The sequence below is a fragment of the Terrabacter sp. P2_E3 genome (assembly GCF_056403915.1).
In genome coordinates this window covers 1-26204 of sequence record NZ_JBFUEN010000001.1, presented here as the reverse complement: position 1 = coordinate 26204, position 26204 = coordinate 1, and the positions used below count along the sequence as shown (strand labels likewise).

The window sequence follows — 26204 nt, the reverse complement described above, 5'->3', positions numbered from 1 at the left end:
CTGAGGTCGAGGCACTCGTCGAAGCCTTTCTGCAACTGCGCCGCGACGGTCGAGACCCGGTGGCGACGACCGAGCTCGTCCGAGCGCTGCCTGACGCCTTCCCGCTTCCGGGCTCGGGCTCGACCCGCATCCTGTGGGAGTCGCTGGCGTCCGTCGCGGCCGTGGACCTGACGGCGGCCCGCACCCTCGAACCACACCTCGATGCCCTGGCGATCCTCGCTGAGGCCCGGTCGGCCGGGTACCCCGTCGCCACGCCAGTCCCCGACGGCGCCTCGTGGGGAGTCTTCGCGGCGGAGGGGCCCGGTGTCCGTCTCGAGGCGCGCGACGACACGGGCCGCGCCGCCGGCACCGTCCGACTGCGCGGGACGAAGCCGTGGTGCTCGCTGGCCGGATCGCTGTCGCACGCCCTCGTCACCGCCTGGGACAGCGACACCACCCGGCGGTTGTATGCCGTCCGCCTGGGTCCGTCGAACGGCGTGACCGTCCAGCCCTCGGCGTGGTTCGCCCGGGGTCTGACCGCCGTGCCCAGCGGTCCGGTCGACTTCGACGGCGCCGAGGCGGTCCCGGTCGGTCCGACGGGTTGGTACCTCGAGCGCCCCGGGTTCGCCTGGGGCGGCATGGGCGTGGCAGCCATCTGGTACGGCGGCGCGGTGGGCGTGGCCCGCCGCCTGCTCCGCGGCGGACGGGAGCCCGACCAGATCGCGCAGATGCACGTGGGGGCGGTCGACGCCGGGCTCTGGGCGGCTCGGACCTGCCTCGACGACGCGGCTGCCCGGGTCGACGACGGCCGCGCGACGGGTGAGGAAGGCGCACGACTCGCCCTGCGCGTGCGTCACGTGGTGGCACGTGCCGCGGAGTCCGTGGTCGAGCGCGTCGGCCATGCGACCGGACCGGCACCTCTGGCGCTCGAAGACGACCACGCCGCGCGCGTCGCGGACCTGCAGCTATACCTGCGTCAGGAGCATGCCGAGCGCGACGAGGCTGCCCTCGGCCGGCATGTCCTCGAGCGTCCCGTCCTCGACGGCGGCAGCGGCACCGACGGCCGACCGTGGTGACCCGCGCGCGGCCCTTCACGCACTCCGAGCGGGGCACGGCGGAGAGCCGGTGGCGCGAGCGACGCGAGTGGGCCGACCTCAGGCCCGCAGACGCTCTGCTCTCAGGGCGTGGCCGCCTCGTCGTCGTCGCTGCGCACCCCGACGACGAGACGCTCGCTACGGGCGGACTCATGTCGATTGCAGCACGAGCCGGACTCGAGGTGACGGTCGTGCTGCTCAGCGACGGTGAGGCGTCGCACCCCGGTTCCCCCACCGTGTCCAGCCGCGACCTGGCCACTCTCCGGGTCGAGGAGTCCCGCGCCGCGCTGGCTCGACTCGCGCCGTCCGCGACGCTCGAGCGGCTCGGTCTGCCGGACGGCCGCCTGGCCGCCTGCACCGCCGAGACCGTCACGGGCCTCGTCGACGTCATCGGCGAGCGCGGCGGCGACACCGTCGTCGTCGCGCCGTGGCGGCACGACGGCCACGCCGACCACGACGCGGCCGGGCGGGCCGCTGGAGTGGCGTGCCGGCGTACCGACGCGGTGCTCTGGGAGTACCCCCTGTGGCTGTGGCACTGGTGCCAGCCCGAGCGCGCGCCGTGGGCCGACCTCCACGCCCTCACCCTCGACGCCGACGTGCAGGCGACGAAGCAGGAGGCCGTGGCGCTGCACCGCACCCAGGTGGCTCCGGTCTCCGACGAGCCCGGGGACGAGGCCGTCCTCCACGAGGACATGCTCGCCCACTTCGCGCGGCCCTTCGAGGTCTTCCTCCGGCTGGACCTGCCGACGGACGACAGCCTCGACGAGCTGCATGACTCGTCCAGCGACCCGTGGCAGGTGCGCACGAGCTGGTACGAGCAGCGCAAGCGGGCCGTCACCCTGGCGGCCCTCCCCCACGAACGTTACGGCCGCGCGCTGGAAGTAGGTGGGTCCGTCGGGGCGCTCGCGGAGGACCTCGCGACACGGTGCGACCGGCTCGTCGTCGTCGACGAGAGCGGGGCCGCCGTCGAAGCCGCGCGGTCCTCGTTGCGAGGGCTCGACCACGTCGAGGTCGTGCCCGGCAGCGTCCCCGAGGACTGGCCCGACGGCCCCTTCGACCTCGTCGTCGTCTCGGAGGTCGGGTACTTCCTCAGTCCGGCGCGGCTGGGACGGCTCGTGACACGGGTCGACGCGTCCCTCGCGGACGACGGCGCGCTCGTGCTGTGCCACTGGCGGCATCCCGTGCGGGGCTGGCCGCTCGACGGCCTGCGGGTCCACGAGCTGTGGACCCGCTCGTCCGCCCTGCCCGTCGTGGCCACACACCTCGAGAGGGACTTTCGGCTCGATGTGATGTCGAGGTCCTCGGCGCACCGGGCCGGCTCGCCATGACGGCCCACCTCCCCCGCCCCCTGACCCACGTTCACGTGATCGTCCCGGCCAACGACGAGGAGGCCCTGCTCCCCCGTGCCCTGGGCTCGATCGACGACGCCGTCGCGGAGCTGCACCGGTCCCGACCCGGCGTCCACGCACGCGTCGTCCTCGTGCTCGACGCCTGCGTCGACCGCTCACGCGAGGTCGCCGCCCGGCACCGCGACGTCACCGTCGTCGAGGTCGACCGTCGGTGCGTCGGTGCCGCTCGCGCCCACGGCGTCGTGGTCGCGACGGCCGACGTCGCGGAGGCGGACACCGATCATCACTGGCTGGCCGGCACGGACGCCGACTGCGTGGTCCCGCCCGACTGGCTCGTCCGGCAGGTCATGCTCGCCGATGCCGGCCTCGATCTCGTGACCGGCACCGTGCAACCCGACGACGAGCTCGACGCAGAATCCCTCAACCGGTGGCACGCCCTGCACCAGCTGCGTGATGGTCACCCGCACGTCCACGGCGCCAACCTCGGCGTCCGGCTCTCTGCCTACCTGGCGGCCGGGGGCTTCGAGCCGCTCGCGGTCCATGAGGACGTGGGTCTGGTCGAGCGCATCCGTGCGTCCGGAGCCGCCTGTCTCGCCAGCTCGTCAGTACACGTGCGCACCTCGGGCCGCACGCAGGGACGCACGCCCGGCGGCTTCGCCGACTACCTCGGGGCGCTGGTTGCCCAGGGTTCACTCACCGGCTGAGGACCCAGCCCGACATGCGGCCGGCCGAGTCCGTGGCGCGCTGGCGGGTATGTCCGCTGCGTGGAGCCGATACCCCAGACCCGTGACGCGCTGCGACGGATGGCACTGCGTGGAGAGATCGACATCGCCGACCAGCTGGCCAGGGTGACCGAGAGCCTCACGGCCGTGGTGCCGTCCATCGTCGCGTTCAGCATCGGCATCGCCCGCCACGACGTCACGCTGACCTACGTGTCGAGCAGCCTCGAGGCCGCGTGGCTCGACGGGGTGCAGTACGTCGACGACGGTCCCTGCCAGCAGGCGGCCCGTAGCGGTGAGGTCGTCGCCGTCGACCACCGCGAGCTCCTCGACGAGGGTCGCTGGCAGCTCTTCGCCCAAGCCGGCGCTGCTGTGGGGATCCGCAGCACCCTGTCTCTCCCCGTCCTCGACGCGTCACGCGTCATCGGCGGCGTCAACCTCTACGGCAGCGGCACCGACACCTTCGTGGGCCGTCATGACGAGGTCGCGGCGCTCGTCGGCGGGTGGGCGGGAGGCGCGGTGACGAACGCCGACCTCAGCTTCCGGAGCCGGGTCGAGGCCACCGACGCGCCCCGACGCCACGAGGAGGTCGAGACGGTGCGTGTCGCGGTGGGAGTCCTCGTCGACGCCCAAGGGGTGTCCCCGGAGGTCGCCGAGAGCAAGCTCTACGAGGCCGCCGCGCGGGCGGGCATACCGGTGGTGGCCCTGGCGCTCATGGTGATCGGCGAAGGGGGCGAGAGCGGAGGTCCGTGACCTCCCGATCGGGCCGGCGCGGTGCCATCATGCACCTATGACCACGCACCGCCCCGACACGATGGTGGGCGACGTCTCCGGTCTGGATGCCGCGAATGTCGTCACGACCCTGGCGCGGGTCCTGGCCGAGACACCCGGAGTGCTGCCCACCCTCCACGAGATCGCCACGAGGTCGGTCGACCTCGTGCCCTGCGACTGGGCGGCCGTCGCCGTCGCGGAACACTTCACGCGTCGACGTGCCCGACTGGCCGACTCGACCGACGATGCGCTCATGGAGAGAGTGGCCGTGGCTGCGGCCGAGGCAGGCGACAGCCCGGGCCTGGCCGCTTTCGAGGCCGGCGAGACCGTGCGGTGCGACGACCTCGCGCACGAGTGCAGGTTCACGGCATACGCCACGCAGCTCGTCGCACGCACGCCCATCCGGGCGGTGCTGTCGGTCCCGCTGCGCTTCCACGACGCCACTCTCGGCGTGCTCACCCTCTACAGCGCCACGCCCCACTCGTTCGACGAGTCGTCGGTCGCGCGGGCGACTCTCGCGCCGAGCATGCCGCCATCGCCGTGGAGGCGGCTCGCAGCGACGACCGTGCCGTCCAGCTGCAGGCGGCCCTGGAGCACAGCCGGACCATCGGGGCCGCGATCGGCATCCTCGTCGAGCGTCACCGCATCCTGCCCGACGAGGCCTTCCAGATGCTGCGCGAGGTGAGCCAGCACACCAACCGCAAGCTCGTGCAGGTGGCGACCGACCTCCTCGAGACCGGAGCCCTGCCCGAGGTCTGACCACGTCGCACGAGGGATGACGACCACGCCGGCACACTCAGACGAGCACGACGCCGCCACGTCCCGCCTATGCGGCCGGAGGGAGGAGCTGCGCAAGGGCGTCACCCATGCGGTCCCGGCTCGCACCGTTGCGCCCGATGTTCCCCAGCCCGAACTGCAGGTTCGAGGACAGGGTCACCTGCACGGTGCCGGGAGCGACCTCGCGGATTCGGGCCGTGACCTTCTCTCCGAACGCAAGCACCATCCGCCCCGCGGTGAAGACGAAGACGCCGGTCGCAGCATCCGAGGAGAGGTGCTGCATCCCGGAGCGGCGCGCTGCCTCCTCGAGGGCCGTGACCGCCTCGCCGCCGCTCGCCCGGAACGTCATCGACCGCGTGTTCCTCGCGCTCATCTCACCACTCCCTCACCCGACGCCCTCCGCAGGTCCGCGGCGGGGTCCGGCTCCAGGCCGGCCTCGCGGCCGACCATCCCGCGTCTACGACGAGAGTAGCGAGGCGGCGGCGGCGAGCGTGATGTTTAGGTGCACCGACGTCGGGGATCGGGCGGGCCGCACGTGGCGACGTCCAGCGCTGCACGACGGAGCACGTGGTCGCGAGGTGCGCCGTTCACGTCCGGACCGAACGCCGGGAGCCCTACAGTGGGGCATGGCAGACATCATGCTTGGCCTTTTCGCGATCGTTGCCGGCGGCTTCATGCTCTTCGCCGGACAGCTGGCGCTGCGTCTGGTCCTCCCCATCTGGGGCTTCTTCGCCGGGTTTGCCTTCGGGGCAGGGCTTTTCGCGGGACTTGCCGATGAGCGTGTCCTCGGCACGGTGCTCGGTTGGGTGGCGGGATTCGTGTGCGCCCTGATCTTCGCTCTCCTCGCGTACCTCTACTTCGCGGTGGCGGTCGTTCTCGCCATGGCGGCCTTCGGCTTCGCGATCGGTTCGGGCCTCATCGTCGCCCTGGGCATCGACTGGAACTGGGTTGCCGTCCTGGTGGGCATCGCAGTCGGAGCGGTGCTCGGACTGGTGGCGGTCATCGGCAACCTCCCGATGATCGTGCTGGCTGTCGTCAGCTCGATCGCCGGGGCCGTCAGCGTCGTCGCCGGTCTGATGCTGCTGGTGGGGGCGATCGACTCCGCCGACTTCACCCGGGGCACCTTCACACAGGCGGTGCACGCCGGCTGGGGCTGGTACCTGACCCTGCTCGCCCTTGCCCTGATCGGCATCGTCGCCCAGACCCGGCAGCGGCTGGCGATGCGTCGCACCGTCCAGGAGACCTGGTACGTCGAGAGCCGCTGACGTAGGACCGACATTCAGGCGCGGCGGTCACTCGCGCCCTGCGGCCGCAGGTACTCCGTCTTCGGCACCCTTCGTCGAGGGCATGGACCTGGTGCGCGCCGTCGTTCCTTCCCTCAACGGCCGGCGAGATCCAGCCCGAATGCCGTGGCCATCGAGGGAGCGCCGGCCGCCTCGCGGAGCGGCTCCGCAGCGAGGATCTCGCTGTAGAGACGGGCGAGCGAGTAGTGGGTCAGCGGCGTCGTGACGACAGCACCATGCATGGATGGGTGGGCAACGGTGGTCAGGACGAGGTTGTTCTGCCGGTGGTCATCCTCATCGGCGGTGACCACGATCGCGAGATGCCCGGCGCGCCAGTCCGGACCCGACATCACCGCCTCGATCTGCGTCCGGAGCCAACGGTCGGCGACGGAGAGATCGCAGTCGTGGGCGTTGTCGCACAGATCGGGAATGACCATACCGGCGTTGGGTAGCCGGCCGTTGGCGGCGTCGTTGCCCAGCTCACCGGCCGGCACGTCGTACCGGGCGCAGGAGGATCGCTCACTCCGGTAGTAGGCCCACGGGTTGTGCTTCACGACGTACCGTCCGGAGTTCTCCGTGGCGCAGTTGCCGGGCATCCCCTCGGCGTACACCTTCGCCGACTTGCCGATCGCCAGCGCCTGGCCGAACACGGACGGCTGATCGGTCGTGTGGCTGGATGGCGGGGCATCATCAGCGACGGCGAACGTGCTGCCGCCCGTCATCGCCAGGTAGTTGGGCAGCGACGGATGGGTCACCGCCTCGTAGTTCGTCGCGATCGCGAACTCCTGACCCAGGGCTGCCGTGTAGGGCATGGCCGCACGCATCTGGTCCAACGAGTGGTTCTCGACGACGAACACCAGCAGCTTGGTCACCTTCGCCGGTTGAACCGTGGCGAAGGTGACCGGCGCGAAGGGTTCTCCCGCTCCGCAGGCGCTGAGAACCACCAGTACGGTGGCGATCACCAAGCCGAGCACCTTGTGCGACACGCGTCCTCCACGGTCTGAAGCAGCTTGCCGGGCCGACAGTACCTCGGGGCCGTCACAACGGGCTGGGAAGCGAGAGCGTGCGCCCGGTTCGTCGAACAGGTGGACGAGCGGCCGACCAACGCTGCGCCTGCGTGCATGCCCGCATCGATTGCGCGCCGTGCGACTTCCGGGGTTCGATGGCCGTATGCGCGTCCGGCACGTCCGCAGCCCCCGGTGGGCTGCCGCCGCAACGGGCTTCGCGGTGCTCTTCGCCGGTTGTCTCGCGGCCTGCGACGCCGGTCGCGCGGCGAGCGACCCGACCGACATGAGCCGGCCGACGATCGGCCGACACGACACCACGGTGCGCGTGTTGCAGATGAATCTCTGCAACAGCGGACGCGCTGACTGCTACTCCGGCGGGCGTGCCGTCAGCAGGGCGGTTGCACTGATCCACGAGCATCAGCCGGACATGGTCAGTCTCAACGAGGTCTGCCGCGATGACCTGGCCGTCCTCGAGCAGGCGATGTCGGCCACCGTCCCGGTGACGGCGGTCGCCTCGGCGTTCACGTCCGCGAAGGACCGCCAGACCCATGCACCGGTCCGCTGTCAGAACGGCCAGGAGTTCGGCGACGGCGTCCTGGTCGTGGTCTCGCCCCCGGTAGTTGGCTCTCACAGCTACAGCGGCGTCTACCCGGTTCAAGACCCCCACGACTCAGAGGAACGCGTCTGGGTCTGCATCGACCTGGCCACACGGTTCTCCGCCTGCACCACGCACACCACCAGCGTCGACGCCACGATCGCGCTGAACCAGTGCCGGTACCTTTTGAGCTCTGCGCTGCCCGTGATCAGCCGCCGCAACGGTGCCCGCCCGATCGTCCTCGGCGCAGATCTCAACCTCGCGGCTCGCGGTTCACCCAGCCCACAGTCATGCTTGCCCAACGGCTACCAGCGCACCGACGACGGCGGTCTGCAGAGCGTGGTGGTGAGTCCGGGTATCGCGGTGCGCACGCACTCCGTCATCGACATGCAGGGCACCACTGACCACCCCGGCCTCCTGGTCGACCTCGTCCTCTCGCGTCCCTGATTGCGGGCCGATCCCCTCCCCTGCTCACCCGACGGCAGCAGCGTGCTCGGGTTCTGGCGAGCGTGTTTCCCGAGCCCACTCTCAGAAGAAGATGGCTCCGATCGCGGTGCCCACCACGACCGTCGTGAAGGACAGGACCAGCATGGGCACGAAGTAGCTGTGGTCGACGAGCTTGGTGCCGAGCTTGGTGGTGCCGGACAGGTCGAAGTTCGCTCCGGCGATCTGCGGACCTCCGGTCGGCAGCGTGTAGACGCCGCCAATGGCTCCGGCCCACATGCCGGTGACCACACCCGGGGGCAGGCCGGCCGCGAGGCCGATCGGGACCATGGTCCGCGTCGCGGTCGACTGGCTCGTGGTGAGGGCCGCGACGATGAAGACCGAGAGCGCGAAGACGAACCGGTAGTCGTTGACCCACCCTCCGACGGTGTCGACGATCGCCTCCTCGTTCGCCGAGATGAACGTCGCGGTCAGCCAGGCGATGCCGAACAGGGCGATGGCCGACATCATGCCGGCCTTGAACACCGACTGGTCGGGCACCGTCTTCACGGACGGCTTGCCCAGGAAGAGGATCGCGACGCCGACCACGAACATCACCATGACGATCGTGGTGGTCATGTCGATGGGGACCGCTCCTTCGCCGGTGTCGAACGCCGGGCGCAGCTGGGGAAAGAGGCCGAGGAGGACGATGAGCAGCACCCCGGACAGGAACGCCATGGCGGCGTTGCGACCTTCGGTGGTCGCGGTCAGGCGTGCGGACGCCGGCTCCACCGGGGCATCGGCTACCGCGCCGGACGAATCCGTGACTCCCACTCCCGACGACATGGCCGGGGCCGGCGCTGGTGCGCCGGCGTGGGCGGGTGCGGCGAGCAGCCCGGCGCGGATCCGCTCCTGCACCTCGGGGTCGTCGGCGAGCTCCGGGCCCAGCCGGTTGACGACGAGCGAGGTCACGACGATGCCGATGACGCAGGCCGGGAAGGTGATGAGCAGGATCTGGGTCAGCCCCAGGCCATATGTCGGTGTGTCGGTCAGGGTCAACATGGCCGCCATCGCTGCCGACACCGGTGAGGCGGCCAGGGCGACACCGGACTGGACCACGCTCACGCTGATCGGCCGTGACGGGCGTATCCCGTTGCGGTACGACACGTCGTAGATCACCGGCAGGAGTGGGTAGAGGATGTTGCTCGTCCCGGCCCCGACCGAGAAGAGGAAGGCCGTCAGGGGGGCGATCAGGGTGATCTGCTTGGGCCGGCTCTCGATGATCTTCGCTGCCACGAGCACCATCCAGTCGATCCCCCCGGCCGCCTGCATCATCGCGGCCGCGGTCACGACGGCCAGGATGATGGCGATGGCCGCCGCAGGCGGCTCACCCGGCGGCTCACGGAAGATGAAGACGAGGACGAATACGCCCAGGCCACCCCAGAGCCCGACACCGACACCGCTGACCCGGGTCCCCATGAGGATGCATCCCAGGACGACCAGAGCCTCCAGGACGAAGATGATGCTGTCCACGATCGGACCTGCCTCTCAACACATGAGCCTTGGTGGATGACGGGGTGCGCCCCACGGGGCGGCGAGATCGGCCCGCGGCGGGCGGTGCCTCTTGGTTCTAGTGGATGGATCCGCCGACGGTGCGCTCGTCGGGCTTGCCGTCGTACTCGACGATGGCGCCGATACCCGCGGCCAGAGCCGTCGTCATGTCGTCGATGCCCATCGACGGCTGGGGAGGTTGGTTGACGACCTGCTGCGGCGAGTAGGGCACGTGGACGAAACCGGCTCTCTTGCCAGGGAACTCGTGATCGCTCATGTAGAGGGACTGGTACATGATGTGGTTGCAGACATAGGTCCCGGCCGTGTTGGAGACCCGCCCTGGGATCCCGGCCCGGCGCATCGCGGTCACCATCGCCTTGACGGGCAGCGAGGTGAAGTAGGCGGCCGGACCGTCCTCCCGGATCGGGGTGTCGATGGGCTGTTTCCCGTCGTTGTCCGGGATGCGGCCGTCGTCGACGTTGATCGCGACGCGTTCCGGAGTCACCTCGAACCGGCCGCCTGCCTGCCCGACGTGGAGCACGACGTCCGGGTCGTGCTCGACGATCGCCTCATGGACGACCTCGGCCGACCTTCCGAACACCACGGGAATCATCACCTTGACGACCTCGGCGCCCGAGATGGTGTCCGGAAGGTGGCGGACCGCCTCCCACGAGGGGTTGATGGGCTCGCCGCCGAACGGCTCGAAGCCGGTGACCAAGATCTTCATGAGACGTGCCTCCATCTTCCCTGGGTCAGAACGCCCAGACGTACATCAGGACGACCTGGATGACGAACAGGACTGCTGCCAGTGGTGCTTGCGCCTTGATGACGCCGTAGGTGTTCTTCATCTCGAGAAGACCGACCGGCAGTGCGTTGAAGTTGGCCGCCATCGGGGTGACCAGAGTCCCGCAGAACCCGGTCGTCATGGCGATCGCGCCGACGATGACCGGGTTGCCACCGAGCGCGATGACGAACGGGATCCCGATGCCGGTCGTGATCACCGTGAACGCGGCGAACGTGTTGCCGACGATGATCGTGAAGAGAGCCATGCCGACGCAGTAGGCGATGACGCCGGCCAGCTGGTTGCCTTCCGGCACGATCTTGGCGATGCCGTTGGCGACCACCTCGCCGACACCCCCCTGGGTGAAGACGACCCCGAGCATCGCGAGGAACTGGGGAAGCATCCCGATCGGGCCGACCTGCTGGATCATCCGGTCGGACTGCGCCACGACCACGGGGGCCGGGGCACGCGTCAGGACCCAGGCGATGACCAGCGCGAGGACCGACGCGATGCCGATCGCGATCGAGCCCGACTGGTCCCCGAACGGCGCCCACGTGGAGATCAGGACGGCGATCGCGGCCAGGGACAGGGCCGGCGCGAACAACCAGTTCCCGAGCCGTCGGGCGTGTGCTCCTCGGTCCTCGGGCGTGCCTTCGTCGAAGGTGCCGGTCTTGACACCGCGTGCCAGGGACAGCGCGCCGATGGCCAGGACGATGATGCCGGCGAGCCGGTCAGGCAGCACCGCGCCGAACGCGAAGGTGATGCTGAGCAGCAGCCAGAACGCTGCCGTCGTGAGCCGACGCGGGTTCGAGTGGTCGAGGAACGCCCGGATGCCGGTGACGGCGAGCAGGACGCCGATGAGCACGAAGGTGGCTTCGAGGAGCCCGGGCCCGAGGTCACTCATCGCGGGCCACCTCGCCCTCCTCGGTCGGCGCCGGATGTTTGGCAAGCCGGCGATCGATGTTCCAGAAGTGGACAGCGGCGACGATGGCGGCGATCACGATCATCGGCAGGGACGCGGCTGCGATGAGCTCGGGGGTGACGTCGTAGCCGGCCTCCGTCAAGGTGCCGACGATGAGAAGGACGCCGGAGGCGGCCACGAAGCCGTTCTGCCCGAAGAAGTTTCCGATGTTCTCCGACAGCGCGCTCTCCGCCTTGACCAGCTCGGTGTCCGAATCGGAGCTCGAGCCACGGCTCTTCGCCGCGGCCGAGCTCATCGGGTGCACGATCGGCCGGACGAACTGGACCATGCCGCTGATCCGGATCCCGAAGATTCCCGTGAGCTGCCGGATGACGGTGTAGATGGTCAGGAACCTGCCCGGCGTGAGCGCGTGCAGCTTGCTGATGAGGTTGATGGCTTGTTCCTTGAGCCCGTACCGCTCCGAGAGAGCGATCATCGGCAGCGTCAGCAGGAACAACGAGACCGCACGGTTGTCGACGAACGCCTTGCCGAGCAGGTCCAGGAACGCCAGGAAGGACTCGCCCGCCGCAAGTGTCGTCACCAGCGCGGCAGCGATGACGACGGCGATGACGTCCAGCTTCAGCAGGAATCCGACGACGATGACCAAGACACCGACCAACACGAACCACTCCGGCATAGCGAGCTCCTGATCATTGGCCTGCACGGGCACAACCACGCTGTGGGAACGACTCTCATGTCGCACGACCACCGTCGCACCGCGAAGCAGGCCCGCACTCAGCCTCAAAGAGTGAAATGTCGGCTTGCCTGACCCGATGTGCACCATGCGTTGCTGCGGGAGATGGCCGACGCCGGGGCGATGACTCCGCCGCCAGCCACCGCCTCTGGCTCGGCTCGGTGTGAGGACACACTCGAGCATCGCGGCCCGTTCGGATCCGGGTCCGTTGCTTGCGTGTCATCCAAAAGCCGTAGGGCAGATCGGGCGTCCGGCGGGGCACGAGTGAGGGTCGAGTCCCTAGCGTTCCAAGCATGACTCTGTTGTCATCGCGCCGGCCTTCGCGCCCGGCGTCTTCCCGTGCACGCCTGGCGCTGCGCACTGCCGGGATGAGCCTGGTCGCGGCGATGGTGCTCGCCGTTGGCGGCATACCCTCGGCGACGTGGGCCGCAACCGTGTCCGACGAGGTGCACTACACGTTCACGGGCTCCACCTCGGTGGCCATCGACTGGCGCGGGCCGGCCAACGACGTGCGCTGGGGCACGACGACTGACTACGGAAACACCGCCACCGGAGTGGCGCCGAGCGTGATGCCGTGGTCGTCACCCGGCCCGTTCTGGCAGCTGCAGATCGGGGGGCTCAGTGCCGGCAGCACGTACCACTACTCGATCGGCGGAGGCCCGGACTACACCTTCCATGCCCCGCCGACGACGAACTACCGGTTCGATGCCATCGGGGACGTCGGTGACACGGCACACTTCGGCAAGCTCGGGACCACGCTCGACAACATCAGCGCGGATGACCCGTCGTTCGTGCTCATGGTGGGCGACCTCACGTATGCCAACAGCGGGAGCAGCGGTCAGAGCGCCGTCGACACGCACTTCAACGATGTGATGCGCTGGAGCGGACGGGCTGCGTACATGCCCGCCTGGGGCAACCACGAGTACGACGTGCCGGGCTCGGACGATCTGCGCAACTACAAGGGTCGCCTACTGATGCCCAATGCTGCTGCCTCCCCCGGGTCTCCGGCGATCTCGTGCTGCGGCGACGACTGGGGATGGTTCGACTCCGGCCCCGTGCGGTTCATGTCGTACCCGGAGCCCTGGACCGGCGCGTGGGCCGATTGGCAGTCCAAGGCCGGCCCGCTGATGCGCCAGGCGCAGGACGACCCGAACATCAAGTACATCGTCACCTATGGTCACCGTCCCGCGTACTCGACCGGCTACCACGCGGGCGAGACGCAGATCGCCTCCATCTTGGGCGGCTTCGGAGAGGCTTACAGCAAGTACGTGCTGAACATCAACGGCCACTCGCACGACTACGAGCGGTTCCAGCCCATCCAGGGCGTCACGCACGTCACGGTGGGGGCGCCGTCGTCACTCGAGCAGCCGTGGACCAGCTCAGACCCGCGCACCGCGATGCGCGCCATGCACCTGTCCCACCTGCGGGTCGACGTCGGCGACACCGGCATCAAGCTCCAGGCGATCTGCGACCAGTCCACACCGGGTGAGGACCTCACGTGCAGTGCGGGCAGTGTCATCGACGAGTTCGTCATCGGCACTCCACCAGCCCTGCCGGTTGCCAGCGACTTCTACGTGGACAAGACCGTCTCCGCCTGCAGCGACTCCGGGCCCGGGTCGAAGGAGGCGCCGTTCTGCACGGTCACCAAGGGGGTTGCCCGCCTGCAGCCCGGCAACGCCCTCTACATCGGAGACGGCAGCTACGCCGAGACGGTCAAGCCGTCCGTGTCAGGCACGGCCAGCGCACCGGTCACGATCACCAGCTGGCCGGGCCGCAGCCCGGTGATCGGCAATGGCGTGACCAACGGGGCCTACATCTCGAACAAGAGCTACATCACGCTCTCCAACCTCACCTTCACCGCGACCACTGGTGACGGGGTCTATGTCACCAAGAGCGACCACATCACCGTCACCGGCAACACCGTGACCAACACGGGGCGGCAGGCGCAGGGAGCGACGGCTCCCGGGATCAGCATCCGGGCCACCAACAACTCGGTGGTGTCCAACAACAACACCACCCACAACAGCGACACCGGGATCTACGTGACGAACACGTCGACCGGCAACACGGTCAGCAGCAACGAGTCGAGCTACAACGCCCAGGGTTGGCAACGGAACGCCAACGGCATCAACGTCACCAGTCCGGGCAACACCATCATCCGCAACGTCACCCATGACAACGAGGACACGGGTGTCCAGCTCTACACCGGCGCCAACAACAACCTGGTCACCTTGAACGTCTCGTACAACAACGGGGACCACGGCATCGACAACCTCAACGTCACCGGGGGCCTGATCGTCGGGAACACCGTCTTCCACAACTGCACGAGCGGGATCAACCTCGAAGGCTCGACGTCGGGGAGCTACCGCATAGCCAACAACATCGCCGTCGACAACGCCGTCTATCCCGCGTACTCAGGCATCGCCTGCGCTCGCCGGGCCGGCAACATCGGTGTGTGGGACGGCGCCCAGAACTCCACCCTGGTGGATCACAATCTGGTCTTCCTGAGCAAGTCCGGGGTGATGTACGCGTGGGGAACGACGTACAGCTCCCTCACCGCGATGAAGGCGGTATCCGGGCAGGAGGGCGCAGGCCTACAGGCAGACCCCGTGTTCCTCGACAAGCCTTCCTGGAACCTTCAGCTCAAGGAGGGGTCCCCCGCTATCGACCGCGCCGACAGCGGGGTGCCGGGTGAGCAGACCACCGACATCCTGAGCTACCCGAGGGTGCGAGACGCCAACGTCAGCAATGCCAACGCAGCCGGACCGCGCCTGTATGACGACCTCGGCGCCTACGAGTTCCAGCCGGACATCGTGCCCGTCCCCATCCAGCCGCCGGTCGCCGACCTGACGCTCACCCCGACGCAGGGCACCGCACCCCTTGCGGTGACGGCCGACGCCAGCGCCTCCGTGGACCCACAGGGCCAAGTCCTCAGCTACACCTTCGACTTCGGTGACGGCACCACGGTGGCGCCGCAGGCGCAGTCAACCTTCAGCCACACGTACCTCAACAGCGGGGTCTACACCGTCAGGGTCACCGCGCGGAACACCTCCGGCGTCACCGGCACCGCCAGTGGGACCGTCACGGTCAACGCCCCACCGCCACCAGTGCTGCCACCCACCGCCATGCTCACCGTCACACCGGCCGATGGGGCTGCGCCCCTGATGGTGACGGCGGACGCCTCCGCCTCCAACGATCCCCAGGGCGCCGCACTGACGTATGCGTTCGACTTCGGTGACGGGACGGTCCTGCCTGCTCAGACCGCCCCCACGGCGACCCATGAGTACCAGAGCCAAGGCACGTTCTCGGCCACGGTCACGGTGACGAGTGCCAGCGGGCTCACCAGTGTCGCCAGCACCACGGTCACGGCGACGAAGGCCTCGAGCGTCCAGGCGCCCGCCGCATCGTTGCTCGTCACCCCGACCAGTGGCACGGCGCCACTGCCGGTGACCGCGGACGCGTCCGCGTCCAGCGACCCGCAAGGCCAGAACCTGACCTACGCCTTCGACTTCGGCGACGGCACCACCGTGCCCGCCCAAGCCAGCCCCACCGCCACGCACACCTACACAACGGCAGGGTCGTACCTGGTGACGCTGACGGTCCGGAACGTCAGCGGGCTGAGCGACACGGCGGCGACCACGCTGGCCGTGAGCGACCCGTCCCCGATCCAGGCGCCCGTCGCCCGGCTCACCCTCAACCCGACCAGCGGCACCACACCGCTACCGGTGACCGCCGACGCATCCGCCTCCAGCGACCCACAAGGCCAGAACCTGACCTACGCCTTCGACTTCGGCGACGGCACCACCGTGCCCGCCCAAGCCGGCCCCACCGCCACCCACACCTACACCACCACCGGCAACTTCACCGCCAGCGTCACCGTCACCAACACCTCCGGACAAGCCTCCACCGCCCAGCAAACCGTCACGACAACCGCGCCCATCCAGGCCCCGATGGCCCGGCTCACCCTCAACCCGACCAGCGGCACCACACCGCTACCGGTGACCGCCGACGCCTCCGCATCCAGCGACCCACAAGGCCAGAACCTGACCTACGCCTTCGACTTCGGCGACGGCACCACCGCACCCGCCCAAGCCAGCCCCACCGCCACCCACACCTACACCACCACCGGCACCTTCACCGCCACCCTCACCGTCACCAACACCTCCGGACAAGCCTCCACCGCCCAGCAAACCGTCACGACAACCGCGCCCATCCAGGCGCCCGTCGCCCGGCTCACCCTGAACCCGACCAGCGGCACCACACCGCTACCGGTGACGGCCGACGCGTCCGCCTCCAGCGACCCACAAGGCCAGAACCTCACCTACGCCTTCGACTTCGGCGACGGCACCACCGCACCCGCCCAAGCCAGCCCCACCGCCACCCACACCTACACCACCACCGGCACCTTCACCGCCACCCTCACCGTCACCAACACCTCCGGGCGAACCTCCACCGCCCAGCAATCCGTCACGACCAGCGCACAGCCCGCGTACGTCGCTGCGCTGGGTACCAGCTCAGCCACCTCGACGAAGAGCTCGGGAACTGTCACCGTCAGCCCCATCGCAGGGGTGCGCCGAGGCGACCTCGTGGTGATCACGCTACAGATCGCGGCCAAGTCGACGACCGGAGCCGTTGCGGCCACCGACACGGCGGGCAACACCTACACGGTCGCCCGTGATGTCCCAGTGAACGGCGGTCGCCTCCTGGTCCTCACGGGGCTGGCCACCAAACCGCTCGCCGCCGGGTCGAAGATCACGGCGACCTTCCCTGGATCGAGCACCTATCAGATGGTGGCCGATGAACTCGCCGGTGTGACCCGCGTGGACCGTGCGGCGTCCGCCATCGGCACGAGCACCAACTACTCCTCCGGCCTCACCGCCATGAGCACCGCAGCCCACGAAGTCGTGTTCGGAGCGGTTGCAACGTTCACGGCGGCCACCAACCCCACGTGGGCTCCCTCCTGGACCGCCCTCACCGCCCAATCGGTCTCCAAGGCGAACCTCGGAAGGGCCTATCAGCTCCCCACCTCGTTGGGCACCTTCAAGGCAGACGGCACAATCGCCGGCACCTGGGCTGCCCTCGTCATCACGTTCAAACCCTAGAGTCACCACGGGCGAGAACTGTGTCAGGACCGCCCCGACGCCCGGATGCCCTGCCAGATGAGTATTCCGTCGATCGCTGCGATCGCGACCGCGACGGCCGCATGGAGGACGCCGTACCACGGACTGGTGTCGCCGCCCAGCCCGGCGAGCAGCGGCTGCAGGATCCCGAGGACGACGAGGGCGACGGCCCGGAGCACGATGCCGCGTTCTTGGCGTGTGACGAACGCGACGACCAGGACGGCGATGATCGACAAGATCGCGAGGTAGCCGACCGCCTGGTGCGGCTCGAACCACCCGTCGTCCGCCTTGTGGTACTGCCGTTCGAAGATGCCGTACCCGGCGAGCACGAACTGCAGGGCTATGAAGAACATCGTGACGCCCGCAACGATCGCAAGCGGTCGGCCCGGCGCGGCCGTCGATCTGGGTGCCGAGCGCAATGCCTCAGATATCACCCTTCCCTTTCGACAGTTTCCAGGTCCCTGTCAGTGGCCGAGCCAGCGGTCGAACATGTGGGCGTCTCCGCGCCATTCACGCTCACCAGACGCGGGAGCCGGTGCCGCAGTGCCCGGGGGCCGTCCTGATCGTAGGCGCGCAGGGCGCATACTGCGAGCACTTGCCCGGGCGGCGACGGGCTCGACTCCCTCCCCGTGGTTCGGTCACCCTGGACGGGCCGACGTGGAGGTCTGGCCGCTGAGCGCCATGGCGAGGCGGGGGCCAACAGGTCCATGGCCATCCCCCGGCCGTCCCGATCTCGACCACAGAGCACGCCAGTCCCTCGCCTCAGCGAGGGGCGAGGATCCGCAGCTGGAGCATCGCGGCGAACCGCTGTTCCGGGTCGGCGAGGTCGAGCCCGCTGACCTCCTCGAGCCGACGCAGCCGGTATCGCAGCGTGTTGGGGTGGATGAAGAGTGCCGAGGCTGCCGCTCGGACGTCGCCGAGCGCGTCGAGCCACGCCCCGAGGCTCTCGGCCAGGTCCGAGTCGTTGCGATCGTCGTATGCCAGAAGGCGCGCGACGGGACCGACCGGACGCTCACCGCGAGCTGCGGCGAGGTCGCGCAGTTCGAGCAGCAGGGACTGGGCGTGGACGTCGGGAAGGCGAGCGACCCGCTGTGCTGCGTGCCCCTCGCGGAGGACCCGCAGCACCCGGGTCGCCGTCTCGGCCGACTCAGTCACCCCGCGAACGTCATCGCCGACGCCCCCGATGCCGACCACGATCGACAGGCGACTCCCGACCCGCTCGCAGAACTCTTCTGCCAGGCTGGCGGCGCGTTCCTCCGGATCGCTGCCGGCCACGACAGCGAGCAGGCCGTACGCGATGCCGCCGACCACGGCGACGGCCGAGTTGGGCGCTGATGCCGACAGGTGCATGCTGAGCGCGTCGGCAACCCGCTCGAGGTCGCCGGAGCCCCCGCCGGTCCCGCCGGCGGCCTGGGCGGGGCTGACCGGGAGTCCGTCCGGGTGCTCGGCACGCAGAGTCGCAGCGAGCACGACGACCGGCGAGCCTGCAAGGCCAAGCCGGCTCAGCGCGTCAAGCGCCCCGACACCACCCTCCAGAGCGGTGCTCACGAGGCAGGTGCGCAGCCGGCGTTGCACGTCGGCACCGGCGCGGACGCGCAGCATGTGCAGGGCCACCAGATTGGCGGAGTCCTGCAGCACGGCGCTCCGCTCGGGCGTGACCTCGCCGTCCATCGCCGCCCAGATCGAGCCCAGCACCTCGTCGCCCGCACGGACCGCGATCGCGACCCGCTGCTTGTTGACCGCGTCGGCCCCGAGGTTGGCCGGGTTGACCACGACGGGGCGGTGCTCACGGTAGAGCTCTCTGAAGACACCGAGCTCGGTGAGCGTCTTCGCGTACCTCTCCGGCACCTGGCGTCCGATGATCGTCTCGACCCGGGACGAGTCCGCCATGTCCTGCCGACCGGAGAAGGCGAGCACGCCCGAGCTGCGGTCCTCGATCGTGACCGGCGCGTCGAGGAGTGCACCGACAGCGTTGGCCACGGCGAAGAGGTCGCCCGACGGCAGCCCGCCGATCGACTCTGCCCCGGCTGGCCCGATGTCGTCCTCGGCGAGGAGGGAGCGGAGCAGCGCGGTGAGCTGACCCCACGTCGCGCCCCGGCGCAGGCCGGGCAGGGCGGAGCCCGGCTTCCCGGACCGCCGCGTCGAGCGTGGGGCTCATCGCCACGGGCGCACGGACGCGTCCTGCCGACGTGGAACGTCCGGCTCCGCGCGCCGGGCTCACGTCCGGACGACCTCACGTGTGGGACGTCACCATCGTCAGGGACGGCAACGAGATCCAGACCGCCCTCATGACTCTCCGCCGCCTGCCGAGGCCCGGGTGTGCGCGGTGTGAACCCATTCCGGGTGATCCCGTCTCGGATCGACCAACCTGGCTCCTTGGGACCGCGCAGGACGATGGAGGCAAGGGATGAGCTTCTCCTCACGTCCGGCGGCGTGACGAACCCGAGCATCCGCGACGCGTTGGTCGATCTGCTCGGCAAGCCGATCGCCGAGTCGGGCGCCCTCTGCATCCCGACCGCGCCGCCGAGCGCAGGTGGCTCGCCGCCCTGGGTCGCCGGCGGGCGACCGCTTGGTCGGGCCGGTTCTGAAGCGATCGAGACGTCTGGCGGCGCTCAGTGCTGGTTCAGGGTCGCTGCTGGTCGGCCGGTGCGCCGTGAGAGGGGAGCGGCTCGCTGGCGGCCCAGCTGGCGAGTAGGGCTAGCGCGTCGTGGGTTGGTGTGCCGTGCTCGGGGAGGTACGTGACCAGGCTGGTGCTGGCGCCGGGCTCGAGTGGCAGTGACTCGAATGGCAGGTCGAGGTCGCCAACGACTGCGTGGTGCAGCTTCTTGACGCCCGTGGTGTGGATGCGGACGTCGTGGGCGGCCCAGCGGAGCCGGAAGTCCTCGCTGCGTGTGGACAGCTCACCGATCAGGTCAGAGAGCCCTCGGTCGTAGGGGCTGCGGCCGGCTTCGGCACGCAAGAGGGCGACGGTGTCATTCGCGACGGTCTCCCAGTCGCGGAACAGGGAGGTCGCGCGCGGGTCGAGGAAGACCAAACGGGCGTTGTTCACGGGCTGGTCGGTGTCGTACCAGGGCGAGAACAGGGCCCGGCCCAGGGGATTGGCCGCGAGCACATCGAGGCGCCCGTTGAGCACGAGTGCCGGCACGGTCGGCATCGCCTCGAGGAGACGTTGGATGGTGGGGCGAACCCGGGTGGGCGCCGGTGGTCGCCGTTTCACCGCGCGTGCTGGCGTGCCCGCGGTGCGGAGGAGATCAAGCAGGTGCTCCCGTTCCGCGTCGTCGAGGCGCAGCGCGTGGGTGATCCCGTCGATGACGCTCTCGGACACGCCGGTGGCATCACCTCGTTCGAGGCGGATGTAGTACTGCGGGGAGACTCCGACAAGCAGGGCGGCCTCCTCTCGCCGAAGCCCGGGCACCCGGCGGCGGCCGTCGCCGTAAGTCGGCAGGCCAGCCTGCTCGGGCGTGATCCTGGCTCGACGGGTGCTGAGGAACTCCCGGATCTCAGTCCTGACGGCGTCTCGGGGGCGCGGGTCCGGTGCGGTCACGTCATCAACTGTAGGAGAGCCCAAGCCAAGGTTGGGGGTCCCTCTCAGTGGCCCCCACGACAGGGACTGCCACAGCTTCTCATCTGCTGCTTCTCTGGCTGGACGGACCACATCCGCGTCGCCCACCCAATCCACCCACAGGAGCACTCATGCAGACCGCACACCTCGGAGGCCTCGTGGTTTCCCGCATCGGCCTCGGTGCCATGACCATGGCCGGCACCTACACGTCGGAGGGCGCCCTCGACCACGACGAGTCGACCCGCACCATCCACCGCGCCCTCGATCTTGGCGTCACGCACATCGACACCGCCGAGATCTACGGACCCTTCCTCAGCGAAGAGCTCGTCGGACGCGCCATCGCCGGCCGTCGCGACCAGGTCGTGCTCGCCACGAAGTTCGGCCTCGTCTCCCACCGCCCCGGCACCGACCCCCAGCCCGGCAAGATGGACAGCAGCGCCGCGAGCGTCAAGGCGGCCGTCGAGGGCTCGCTGCGTCGCCTCGGCACCGACCACATCGACCTGTACTACCAACACCGGGTGGACCAGTCGACGCCGATCGAGGAGACCGCGCAGGCCGTCGCCGACCTGATCGCCGAGGGCAAGGTGCTGCACTTTGGCCTGTCGGAGGCGTCGCCCGAGACCATCCGACGCGCCCACGCCGTGCAGCCTGTGTCGGCGCTCCAGACCGAGTACTCGCTCTGGACCCGCGACGTCGAGGCGGAGATCCTGCCGCTGCTGCGCGAGCTGGGCATCGGCTTCGTGCCCTACTCGCCGCTCGGCCACGGCCTCCTCACCGGCCAGATCCGCACCGTGGACGACTTCACCGACGATGACTGGCGTAAGACCAACCCGCGGTTCGTCGGCGAGAACTTCCAGCGCAACGTCGCGCTAGTCGACGAGGTCACCGCCATCGGCGCCGAGATCGGCGCCACCCCGGCGCAGACCGCGCTCGCGTGGATCCTCACCCGCGGCACCGACATCGCGCCCATCCCCGGCACCCGCCGCGTCGCCCGTGTGGAGGAGAACACGGCCGCCGACACGATCGAGCTCACCACCGACCAGATCGCGCGCCTCGAAGCGCTGGAGCCCGCAGCGGGAGCACGGCACGACGAGGTCAACATGGCGTCGATCGACGGGTGACGCCCACCCACTCCACGACATGCGCAGGATTTCGCAAAGGTACCCCGCCGATCGGTGGGCTGGTGCTCACGGCGGTTCGGGCCAGGGAAATGGACCCCGTGAGCGTGAACTCGGGCCGGCACAGCCGTACGCCAACGCCGCGCCCCGAGCGGTCGTGCCGATGAGAGGTCGCCCCAGGCGCTGGGTCCTCGGCCATGTCCATCTGACGCGACGGACTCGCGAGCCACGTCGTCTCCACGGTAGGTGCGCGGCAGCCGAGGCCTCCACCGACGACGGCGGCCGTAACCTGCCTTGCACCGACTGCGAGCGCGGCGTCCCGCGTGTGCGGCGCGGGGTGACCATCGGCTGCTCGCCGAGCTAGAGTCGCCCGACGTGACGATCCCGGGGCTCCGGCTCACCTTCCCCACGGCCGAGCTCGCCGAGCAGTTCCTGACCTGGCGCCACCGGACCGACGTGACCCGCTGGTTCCTCCAGCAGCGCATCGAGGACACCGAGGAGTACGTCGCCGACTGGGCGGCGTACGACGACCACGATCATCACCGGGTCGTGGCGGTCCTCGACGGCGTGATGGTGGGCCAGGCGACCCTGGGGGTCGTCGACGGGATGGGGCAGTCGGGTAGCGAGGCGGAGTTCGTCGGCCGTGAGGGGCGGCTCTCGTACTTCGTGCACCCGGACCACGCGGGCCGGGGCATCGCGACGGCGCTGGCGCGGGATGCGCTCGCTAATGCTTTCGGCCGACTGGGGCTGCGCCGGGTCCAAGCCGGCTGCTTCGCTGACAATGTCGCGTCATGGCGGGTGCTGGAGAAGGTGGGGATGCGGCGCGAGCAGCACGGCGTCAAGGACTCCTTCCACGCCGAGCTCGGCTGGCTCGACGGCTACACCTATGCGGTCCTTGCCGAGGAGTGGCCGGGATGAGCACCGGGCACGCCGGCAGACCTGCTGGTGCTGCACGCCGTCCGGCTGATGGGGTTCGTGCCCGTCGGGCGCGTCCCTCGCTACGGATTCCCGGAGGCGAGGTCCCATCGGCCGACTACAGCGCGAAGGCCCATCGCGTCAGCAGCCTGTGCGCATCTCGGAGAGGTTGCGCGGAAGCCACCTCATGCGTGTCTGCGCTTCCGCGCCGCCGCTCGACCTGGAACGAGCCGTCGGGAAGCTGGAGCGCCTGCGCGTACGTCTGACCGGACGCGTCCGCCACCTTCTCGACAATGAGCCACGAGCCCTCACCCGCGGCGAGGTCCTCGAGCAGTACGAGGAGGACGTCCTCGGACGGGTCGTCGTAGGTGTCGCCGTTCTCCATGACTGCTCGGAACGTGCGCGTGGACATACCCGTACTCTCGCATCCATCGGAGCGACAGCATGACCGTCTTCCGGATCGCTTGCTCCTACGCGAAGGACTGGTCGCCGGTTCTCTCTGGCCCACGACGGCGCGACGCTCGTCGGGATCGTCGACGCACCGGCGATGCGGCTCCTCCATGCCGCGCCCTGTGCCTCTACGTCTCGAGCAGACCCCCATCCTGGGCCAACCGCCCGCGTCCGAGGCCACCACGTCCGTCCTCGGACGCGGCTGACACGACGACCGACCCCTACGAGCGGGCTGATATCACCTCGAACACCTACTACGACTGGGTGCTCGACCACGTCTGGCTCTTCATCCCGGCCCAGGCCCACGTCGCCCAGATGCTGCAGACGCTGATCGAGTTCCCCGCCCGCCAGGAGCCGGCCAGCTTCAACATCGACCAGGTGATGGCCAAGCTCAAGGCCGGCCTCGGCAGCTCGTGACGCCGGTCCCCCGACCAGCAGGCACCGGCCCGTCCTGACCACCCCTCTCGGAGGAGTTCCAGGGCACGGCGTCCCGACAGTGCTCGCCAGCATGCGATCGGGTGGTGTCAGCCACGGGACAGGACCACGCCGAGCTGCCATGGCGAGTGCGGCCAGTTGAGTCCATAGCGTTGGTGTACGACGACACCGGTGAGCGTGTCCCTGCACATGCAGGTGCGGTCACCGCGTGATCCTTCGAGTGAACCTCTCACAGAACCCTCGAATGGAGCATCGCGATGACCGCGAACACCAGTATCGACCCTGCCCTTTTCCTGCACGAACAGCTGTCCCAGGCGAGCCCTGATCTGATGCGTGAGCTGCTCGGCACGTTCGTCAACGCGTTGCTGTCCGCGCAGGCCGACAGCGTGTGCGGCGCCGAGTACGGGGTCCGCAGCCCCGACCGGGTCAACACGCGCAACGGCTACCGGCACCGTGACCTCGACACCCGCGCCGGCACCTTGGATGTCGCGGTGCCGAAGCTGCGTGAGGGGACCTTCTTCCCGGACTGGCTGCTCGAGCGGCACCGCCGTGCGGAGGCGGCGCTGACGACGGTCGTCGCGACCTGCTACCTGCTGGGCGTCAGCACCCGGCGGATGGACAAGCTCGTCAAGACGCTCGGGATCACCGGCCTGTCCAAGTCGCAGGTGTCGGTGATGGCCAAGGACCTCGACAAGCAGGTCGCCGCGTTCCGCACCCGACCCCTGAACGAGGGGCCGTACACGTTCGTCGCGGCCGACGCGCTGACGATGAAGGTCCGCGAGGCCGGCCGGGTCGTGAAGGTGGCGGTGATGGTCGCGACCGGCGTCAACTCCGACGGCTACCGTGAGGTCCTCGGGATCCACACCGCCACAACAGAATCGAGCGCCGGCTGGCTCGGGTTCTTCCGGGACCTGACGGCCCGCGGCCTCACCGACGTCGCGCTCGTCACGAGCGACGCGCACGCCGGCCTCGTCGAGGCCATAGGGGCAACCCTGCCGAACGCGTCCTGGCAACGCTGCCGCACCCACTACGCCGCGAACCTGATGGCCGTGACGCCGAAGTCGCAGTGGGGGTGGGTCAAGGCGCTACTTCACTCGGTGTACGACCAGCCCGACTCCGAGGCCGTGAACGCCCAGTTCGACCGGGTCCTCGAGGGCCTGTACGAGAAGCTCCCCGCCGTGGCCGAGCACCTCGAGCTCGCCCGCGCCGACGTGCTCGCCTTCACCGTCTTCCCGAAGGAGATCTGGCGCCAGATCTGGTCCAACAACCCGAACGAGCGCCTCAACCGTGAGATCCGCCGCCGCACCGACGTCGTCGGCATCTTCCTGCGTGGTTGTCTGAGCCTTGGGAGCCCGGGGGTGACCCGGAATCTTTCTGTCGGGCCTGAGGGCCTTGACCCCGTTAGGGCCAGTCCCTCCGGGCTCTCTCTATCCCGGTGGTCCCGTGACCTAAGAGCGGCGTGCTGACCGAACGGCAGGACTGTCCTCGACCACCACGATCATCATCGTCGATGGGTTGAGGAGTTACTCATGAGAGAAGTAGTCACGGTCGGGATCGATGCGCACACCCAAGTTCATGTGGCTGCGGCAGTCGACCCCCGAGGCCGCGTTGTCGACCAGTTCGAGACCGGCGCCAACCGGAGCGAGTTAGCCCGGATGCTTACCTGGATCCAGGCCCTGCCCGTTCCTCGAGAGGTCGCTGTCGAGGGCGCCAAGGGCTTCGGTCGGGCGCTGACGCTGTTGCTCCTGGCGGCTGGGGAAGAGGTCATCGATGTCCCCACGCACCTGACCGCTAAAGGGCGACGCACGAGTCGCCGACGCGGCAAGGATGATGAGGGTGACGCGATCATCATCGCCCGCGTCGCCGTCCAAGAGCAGAACTTGCCCCGGATGGACGCAGCCCACTTGGACGCGGACATGAAGCTGCTGGTGGACGCACGGGACCAGCTCGTTCAAGAGCAGATCCGAGTGCGGAATCGTTTGCACGCGTTGCTGATCGGCCTCTCTCCCGGCCATCGAGCAGTCACCGGCGCGCTGACCAGTAAGGCCGCCGTGAAGCGAGCCCGTCAGCTCGCGATGGCGGAGAGGACCAGCGACCCGGTGCGAGCCCACTTGGCGCTGGTCGCGATTCGGCGACTGGGTTCACTGGAGAAGGAGATCGCCGAGCTGGGGGCGGGGATCGCCAACAAACTTGACCTAGACGTACACGAGCACCTGCTCGCAATCCCGGGGGTGGGACCACTGACCGCCGCGAAGATCCTCGGCGAGACACACGACGCCAGGCACTTCCCCTCCGCGGCCGCCTTCGCGGCCCACGCCGGCGCCGCGCCCATCCCTGCGAGCAGCGGCAACACCTCCCGGCACCGGCTCGCCCGCGGCGGGAACCGCCAGCTCAACCGTGCCCTGTTCACGATCGCCCGAACCCAAGCGCGATGGCACCCAGACGCGCGCATATACCTCGCGCGCAAACGCGCCGAGGGCAAGAGCGCGGCCGAAGCTCGACGGTGCCTGAAACGCCACCTCGCTGCCGTCGTGTACCGAGCCATGATCCGCGACCTGCAAGCCCAAAAGCCACCGCTGCCAAAGACAAACTCCGACGCCGCTTGACGAGAGCGGCGCCC

At 69.4% G+C, this 26204-nt stretch carries 22 protein-coding genes and 2 pseudogenes; 14 read left to right on the top strand and 10 right to left on the bottom strand.

The window, feature by feature from the left end; all coding sequences use genetic code 11:
• The first annotated feature begins 59 nt into the window (after positions 1-59).
• From AC1DW8_RS00120 to AC1DW8_RS00095, 6 genes and pseudogenes are all read left to right on the top strand, one after another.
• Entirely contained in the window at positions 60-1055 is a 996-nt protein-coding gene (locus AC1DW8_RS00120; protein WP_478090979.1) for an acyl-CoA dehydrogenase, read from the top strand.
• Complete coding sequence (locus AC1DW8_RS00115) at positions 1049-2401, top strand: PIG-L family deacetylase (protein ID WP_478090977.1); 1353 nt, start codon at positions 1049-1051, stop codon at positions 2399-2401. The genes AC1DW8_RS00120 and AC1DW8_RS00115 overlap by 7 nt, the downstream gene beginning before the upstream one ends.
• A 35-nt stretch (positions 2402-2436) precedes the next feature.
• Complete coding sequence (locus AC1DW8_RS00110) at positions 2437-3126, top strand: glycosyltransferase family 2 protein (RefSeq protein ID WP_235508636.1); 690 nt, start codon at positions 2437-2439, stop codon at positions 3124-3126.
• 99 nt (positions 3127-3225) lie between these two features.
• Positions 3226-3894, top strand: coding sequence for a GAF domain-containing protein (locus AC1DW8_RS00105; protein WP_478090974.1), 669 nt, complete (start codon positions 3226-3228; stop codon positions 3892-3894).
• Positions 3895-3931: 37 nt separating this feature from the next.
• Positions 3932-4405: pseudogene (locus AC1DW8_RS00100) on the top strand (GAF domain-containing protein); the annotation flags it as partial.
• 47 nt (positions 4406-4452) lie between these two features.
• Complete coding sequence (locus AC1DW8_RS00095; RefSeq protein WP_478090972.1) at positions 4453-4671, top strand: ANTAR domain-containing protein; 219 nt, start codon at positions 4453-4455, stop codon at positions 4669-4671.
• Positions 4672-4738: 67 nt separating this feature from the next.
• Here AC1DW8_RS00095 and AC1DW8_RS00090 read toward each other — a convergent pair whose 3' ends face one another.
• Positions 4739-5062 (bottom strand): hypothetical protein, encoded by a 324-nt coding sequence (locus AC1DW8_RS00090; RefSeq protein ID WP_056777381.1) that lies wholly within the window; start codon positions 5060-5062, stop codon positions 4739-4741.
• A 253-nt stretch (positions 5063-5315) separates the two neighbouring features.
• Here AC1DW8_RS00090 and AC1DW8_RS00085 point away from each other — a divergent pair, with 253 nt between their 5' ends.
• The gene (locus AC1DW8_RS00085; RefSeq protein WP_478090970.1) at positions 5316-5954 is read left to right on the top strand and encodes a DUF4203 domain-containing protein; all 639 of its coding nucleotides are present in this window, start codon (positions 5316-5318) and stop codon (positions 5952-5954) included.
• Positions 5955-6067: 113 nt separating this feature from the next.
• Here AC1DW8_RS00085 and AC1DW8_RS00080 read toward each other — a convergent pair whose 3' ends face one another.
• Positions 6068-6958: an alkaline phosphatase family protein gene (locus tag AC1DW8_RS00080; protein WP_478090968.1), complete on the bottom strand. Its 891-nt coding sequence runs from the start codon at positions 6956-6958 to the stop codon at positions 6068-6070.
• Between the two features lie 241 nt (positions 6959-7199).
• On the opposite strand from AC1DW8_RS00080, the gene AC1DW8_RS00075 reads away from it, so the two are divergent.
• Positions 7200-8021 carry an endonuclease/exonuclease/phosphatase family protein gene (locus tag AC1DW8_RS00075; RefSeq protein ID WP_478090966.1) on the top strand — a complete coding sequence of 274 codons (822 nt, stop codon included), beginning with the start codon at positions 7200-7202 and terminating at the stop codon, positions 8019-8021.
• Between the two features lie 81 nt (positions 8022-8102).
• Here AC1DW8_RS00075 and AC1DW8_RS00070 read toward each other — a convergent pair whose 3' ends face one another.
• The 4 genes from AC1DW8_RS00070 to AC1DW8_RS00055 form a co-directional block, all read right to left on the bottom strand.
• Complete coding sequence (locus AC1DW8_RS00070; RefSeq protein ID WP_478090964.1) at positions 8103-9530, bottom strand: anaerobic C4-dicarboxylate transporter family protein; 1428 nt, start codon at positions 9528-9530, stop codon at positions 8103-8105.
• Between the two features lie 97 nt (positions 9531-9627).
• Positions 9628-10275: a pyroglutamyl-peptidase I gene (gene pcp / locus AC1DW8_RS00065; RefSeq protein WP_478090962.1), complete on the bottom strand. Its 648-nt coding sequence runs from the start codon at positions 10273-10275 to the stop codon at positions 9628-9630.
• A gap of 25 nt (positions 10276-10300) precedes the next feature.
• Complete coding sequence (locus tag AC1DW8_RS00060) at positions 10301-11233, bottom strand: DUF979 domain-containing protein (RefSeq protein WP_478090960.1); 933 nt, start codon at positions 11231-11233, stop codon at positions 10301-10303.
• Entirely contained in the window at positions 11226-11927 is a 702-nt protein-coding gene (locus AC1DW8_RS00055) for a 5-oxoproline transporter, DUF969 family subunit (protein ID WP_478090958.1), read from the bottom strand. The genes AC1DW8_RS00060 and AC1DW8_RS00055 overlap by 8 nt, the downstream gene beginning before the upstream one ends.
• An 854-nt stretch (positions 11928-12781) precedes the next feature.
• Here AC1DW8_RS00055 and AC1DW8_RS00050 point away from each other — a divergent pair.
• On the top strand, positions 12782-17086 hold the full coding sequence (locus AC1DW8_RS00050; protein ID WP_478090956.1) for a PKD domain-containing protein: 4305 nt from the start codon (positions 12782-12784) through the stop codon (positions 17084-17086).
• A gap of 23 nt (positions 17087-17109) precedes the next feature.
• On the opposite strand, the gene AC1DW8_RS00045 is transcribed toward AC1DW8_RS00050, so the two are convergent.
• From AC1DW8_RS00045 to AC1DW8_RS00035, 3 genes are all read right to left on the bottom strand, one after another.
• Positions 17110-17457 carry a DUF6220 domain-containing protein gene (locus AC1DW8_RS00045; RefSeq protein WP_478090954.1) on the bottom strand — a complete coding sequence of 116 codons (348 nt, stop codon included), beginning with the start codon at positions 17455-17457 and terminating at the stop codon, positions 17110-17112.
• Positions 17458-17866: 409 nt separating this feature from the next.
• Positions 17867-19084, bottom strand: a complete 1218-nt coding sequence (locus AC1DW8_RS00040) for a PucR family transcriptional regulator (protein WP_478090952.1) — start codon at positions 19082-19084, stop codon at positions 17867-17869.
• A gap of 643 nt (positions 19085-19727) precedes the next feature.
• Complete coding sequence (locus AC1DW8_RS00035) at positions 19728-20648, bottom strand: helix-turn-helix transcriptional regulator (RefSeq protein WP_478090950.1); 921 nt, start codon at positions 20646-20648, stop codon at positions 19728-19730.
• A gap of 149 nt (positions 20649-20797) precedes the next feature.
• Here AC1DW8_RS00035 and AC1DW8_RS00030 point away from each other — a divergent pair, with 149 nt between their 5' ends.
• Both AC1DW8_RS00030 and AC1DW8_RS00025 read left to right on the top strand, forming a co-directional pair.
• Positions 20798-21787, top strand: coding sequence for an aldo/keto reductase (locus AC1DW8_RS00030; RefSeq protein ID WP_478090948.1), 990 nt, complete (start codon positions 20798-20800; stop codon positions 21785-21787).
• A 372-nt stretch (positions 21788-22159) separates the two neighbouring features.
• Positions 22160-22702 carry a GNAT family N-acetyltransferase gene (locus AC1DW8_RS00025; protein WP_478090946.1) on the top strand — a complete coding sequence of 181 codons (543 nt, stop codon included), beginning with the start codon at positions 22160-22162 and terminating at the stop codon, positions 22700-22702.
• Between the two features lie 115 nt (positions 22703-22817).
• Here the strand turns inward: AC1DW8_RS00025 and AC1DW8_RS00020 are convergent, their stop codons facing one another.
• Positions 22818-23111 carry a hypothetical protein gene (locus AC1DW8_RS00020; protein WP_478090944.1) on the bottom strand — a complete coding sequence of 98 codons (294 nt, stop codon included), beginning with the start codon at positions 23109-23111 and terminating at the stop codon, positions 22818-22820.
• A gap of 302 nt (positions 23112-23413) precedes the next feature.
• On the opposite strand from AC1DW8_RS00020, the gene AC1DW8_RS00015 reads away from it, so the two are divergent.
• The 3 genes and pseudogenes from AC1DW8_RS00015 (at position 23414) to AC1DW8_RS00005 (ending at position 26190) form a co-directional block, all read left to right on the top strand.
• Positions 23414-23566, top strand: coding sequence for a hypothetical protein (locus AC1DW8_RS00015; protein ID WP_478090942.1), 153 nt, complete (start codon positions 23414-23416; stop codon positions 23564-23566).
• A gap of 275 nt (positions 23567-23841) precedes the next feature.
• A pseudogene (locus AC1DW8_RS00010) lies at positions 23842-24909 on the top strand (IS256 family transposase); the annotation flags it as partial.
• 204 nt (positions 24910-25113) lie between these two features.
• Complete coding sequence (locus tag AC1DW8_RS00005) at positions 25114-26190, top strand: IS110 family RNA-guided transposase (RefSeq protein ID WP_478090940.1); 1077 nt, start codon at positions 25114-25116, stop codon at positions 26188-26190.
• The last annotated feature ends 14 nt before the right edge of the window (positions 26191-26204 follow it).

Coding starts and splice junctions, on each gene's coding strand:
- AC1DW8_RS00090 (WP_056777381.1), bottom strand. CDS start 5,062: ATGAGCGCGAGGAACACGCGGTCGATGACGTTCCGGGCGAGCGGCGGC.
- pcp (WP_478090962.1), bottom strand. CDS start 10,275: ATGAAGATCTTGGTCACCGGCTTCGAGCCGTTCGGCGGCGAGCCCATC.
- AC1DW8_RS00020 (WP_478090944.1), bottom strand. CDS start 23,111: ATGTCCACGCGCACGTTCCGAGCAGTCATGGAGAACGGCGACACCTAC.
- AC1DW8_RS00105 (WP_478090974.1), top strand. CDS start 3,226: ATGGCACTGCGTGGAGAGATCGACATCGCCGACCAGCTGGCCAGGGTG.
- AC1DW8_RS00030 (WP_478090948.1), top strand. CDS start 20,798: ATGCAGACCGCACACCTCGGAGGCCTCGTGGTTTCCCGCATCGGCCTC.
- AC1DW8_RS00050 (WP_478090956.1), top strand. CDS start 12,782: ATGGTGGGCGACCTCACGTATGCCAACAGCGGGAGCAGCGGTCAGAGC.
- AC1DW8_RS00055 (WP_478090958.1), bottom strand. CDS start 11,927: ATGCCGGAGTGGTTCGTGTTGGTCGGTGTCTTGGTCATCGTCGTCGGA.
- AC1DW8_RS00085 (WP_478090970.1), top strand. CDS start 5,316: ATGGCAGACATCATGCTTGGCCTTTTCGCGATCGTTGCCGGCGGCTTC.
- AC1DW8_RS00060 (WP_478090960.1), bottom strand. CDS start 11,233: ATGAGTGACCTCGGGCCCGGGCTCCTCGAAGCCACCTTCGTGCTCATC.
- AC1DW8_RS00005 (WP_478090940.1), top strand. CDS start 25,114: ATGAGAGAAGTAGTCACGGTCGGGATCGATGCGCACACCCAAGTTCAT.
- AC1DW8_RS00045 (WP_478090954.1), bottom strand. CDS start 17,457: ATGTTCTTCATAGCCCTGCAGTTCGTGCTCGCCGGGTACGGCATCTTC.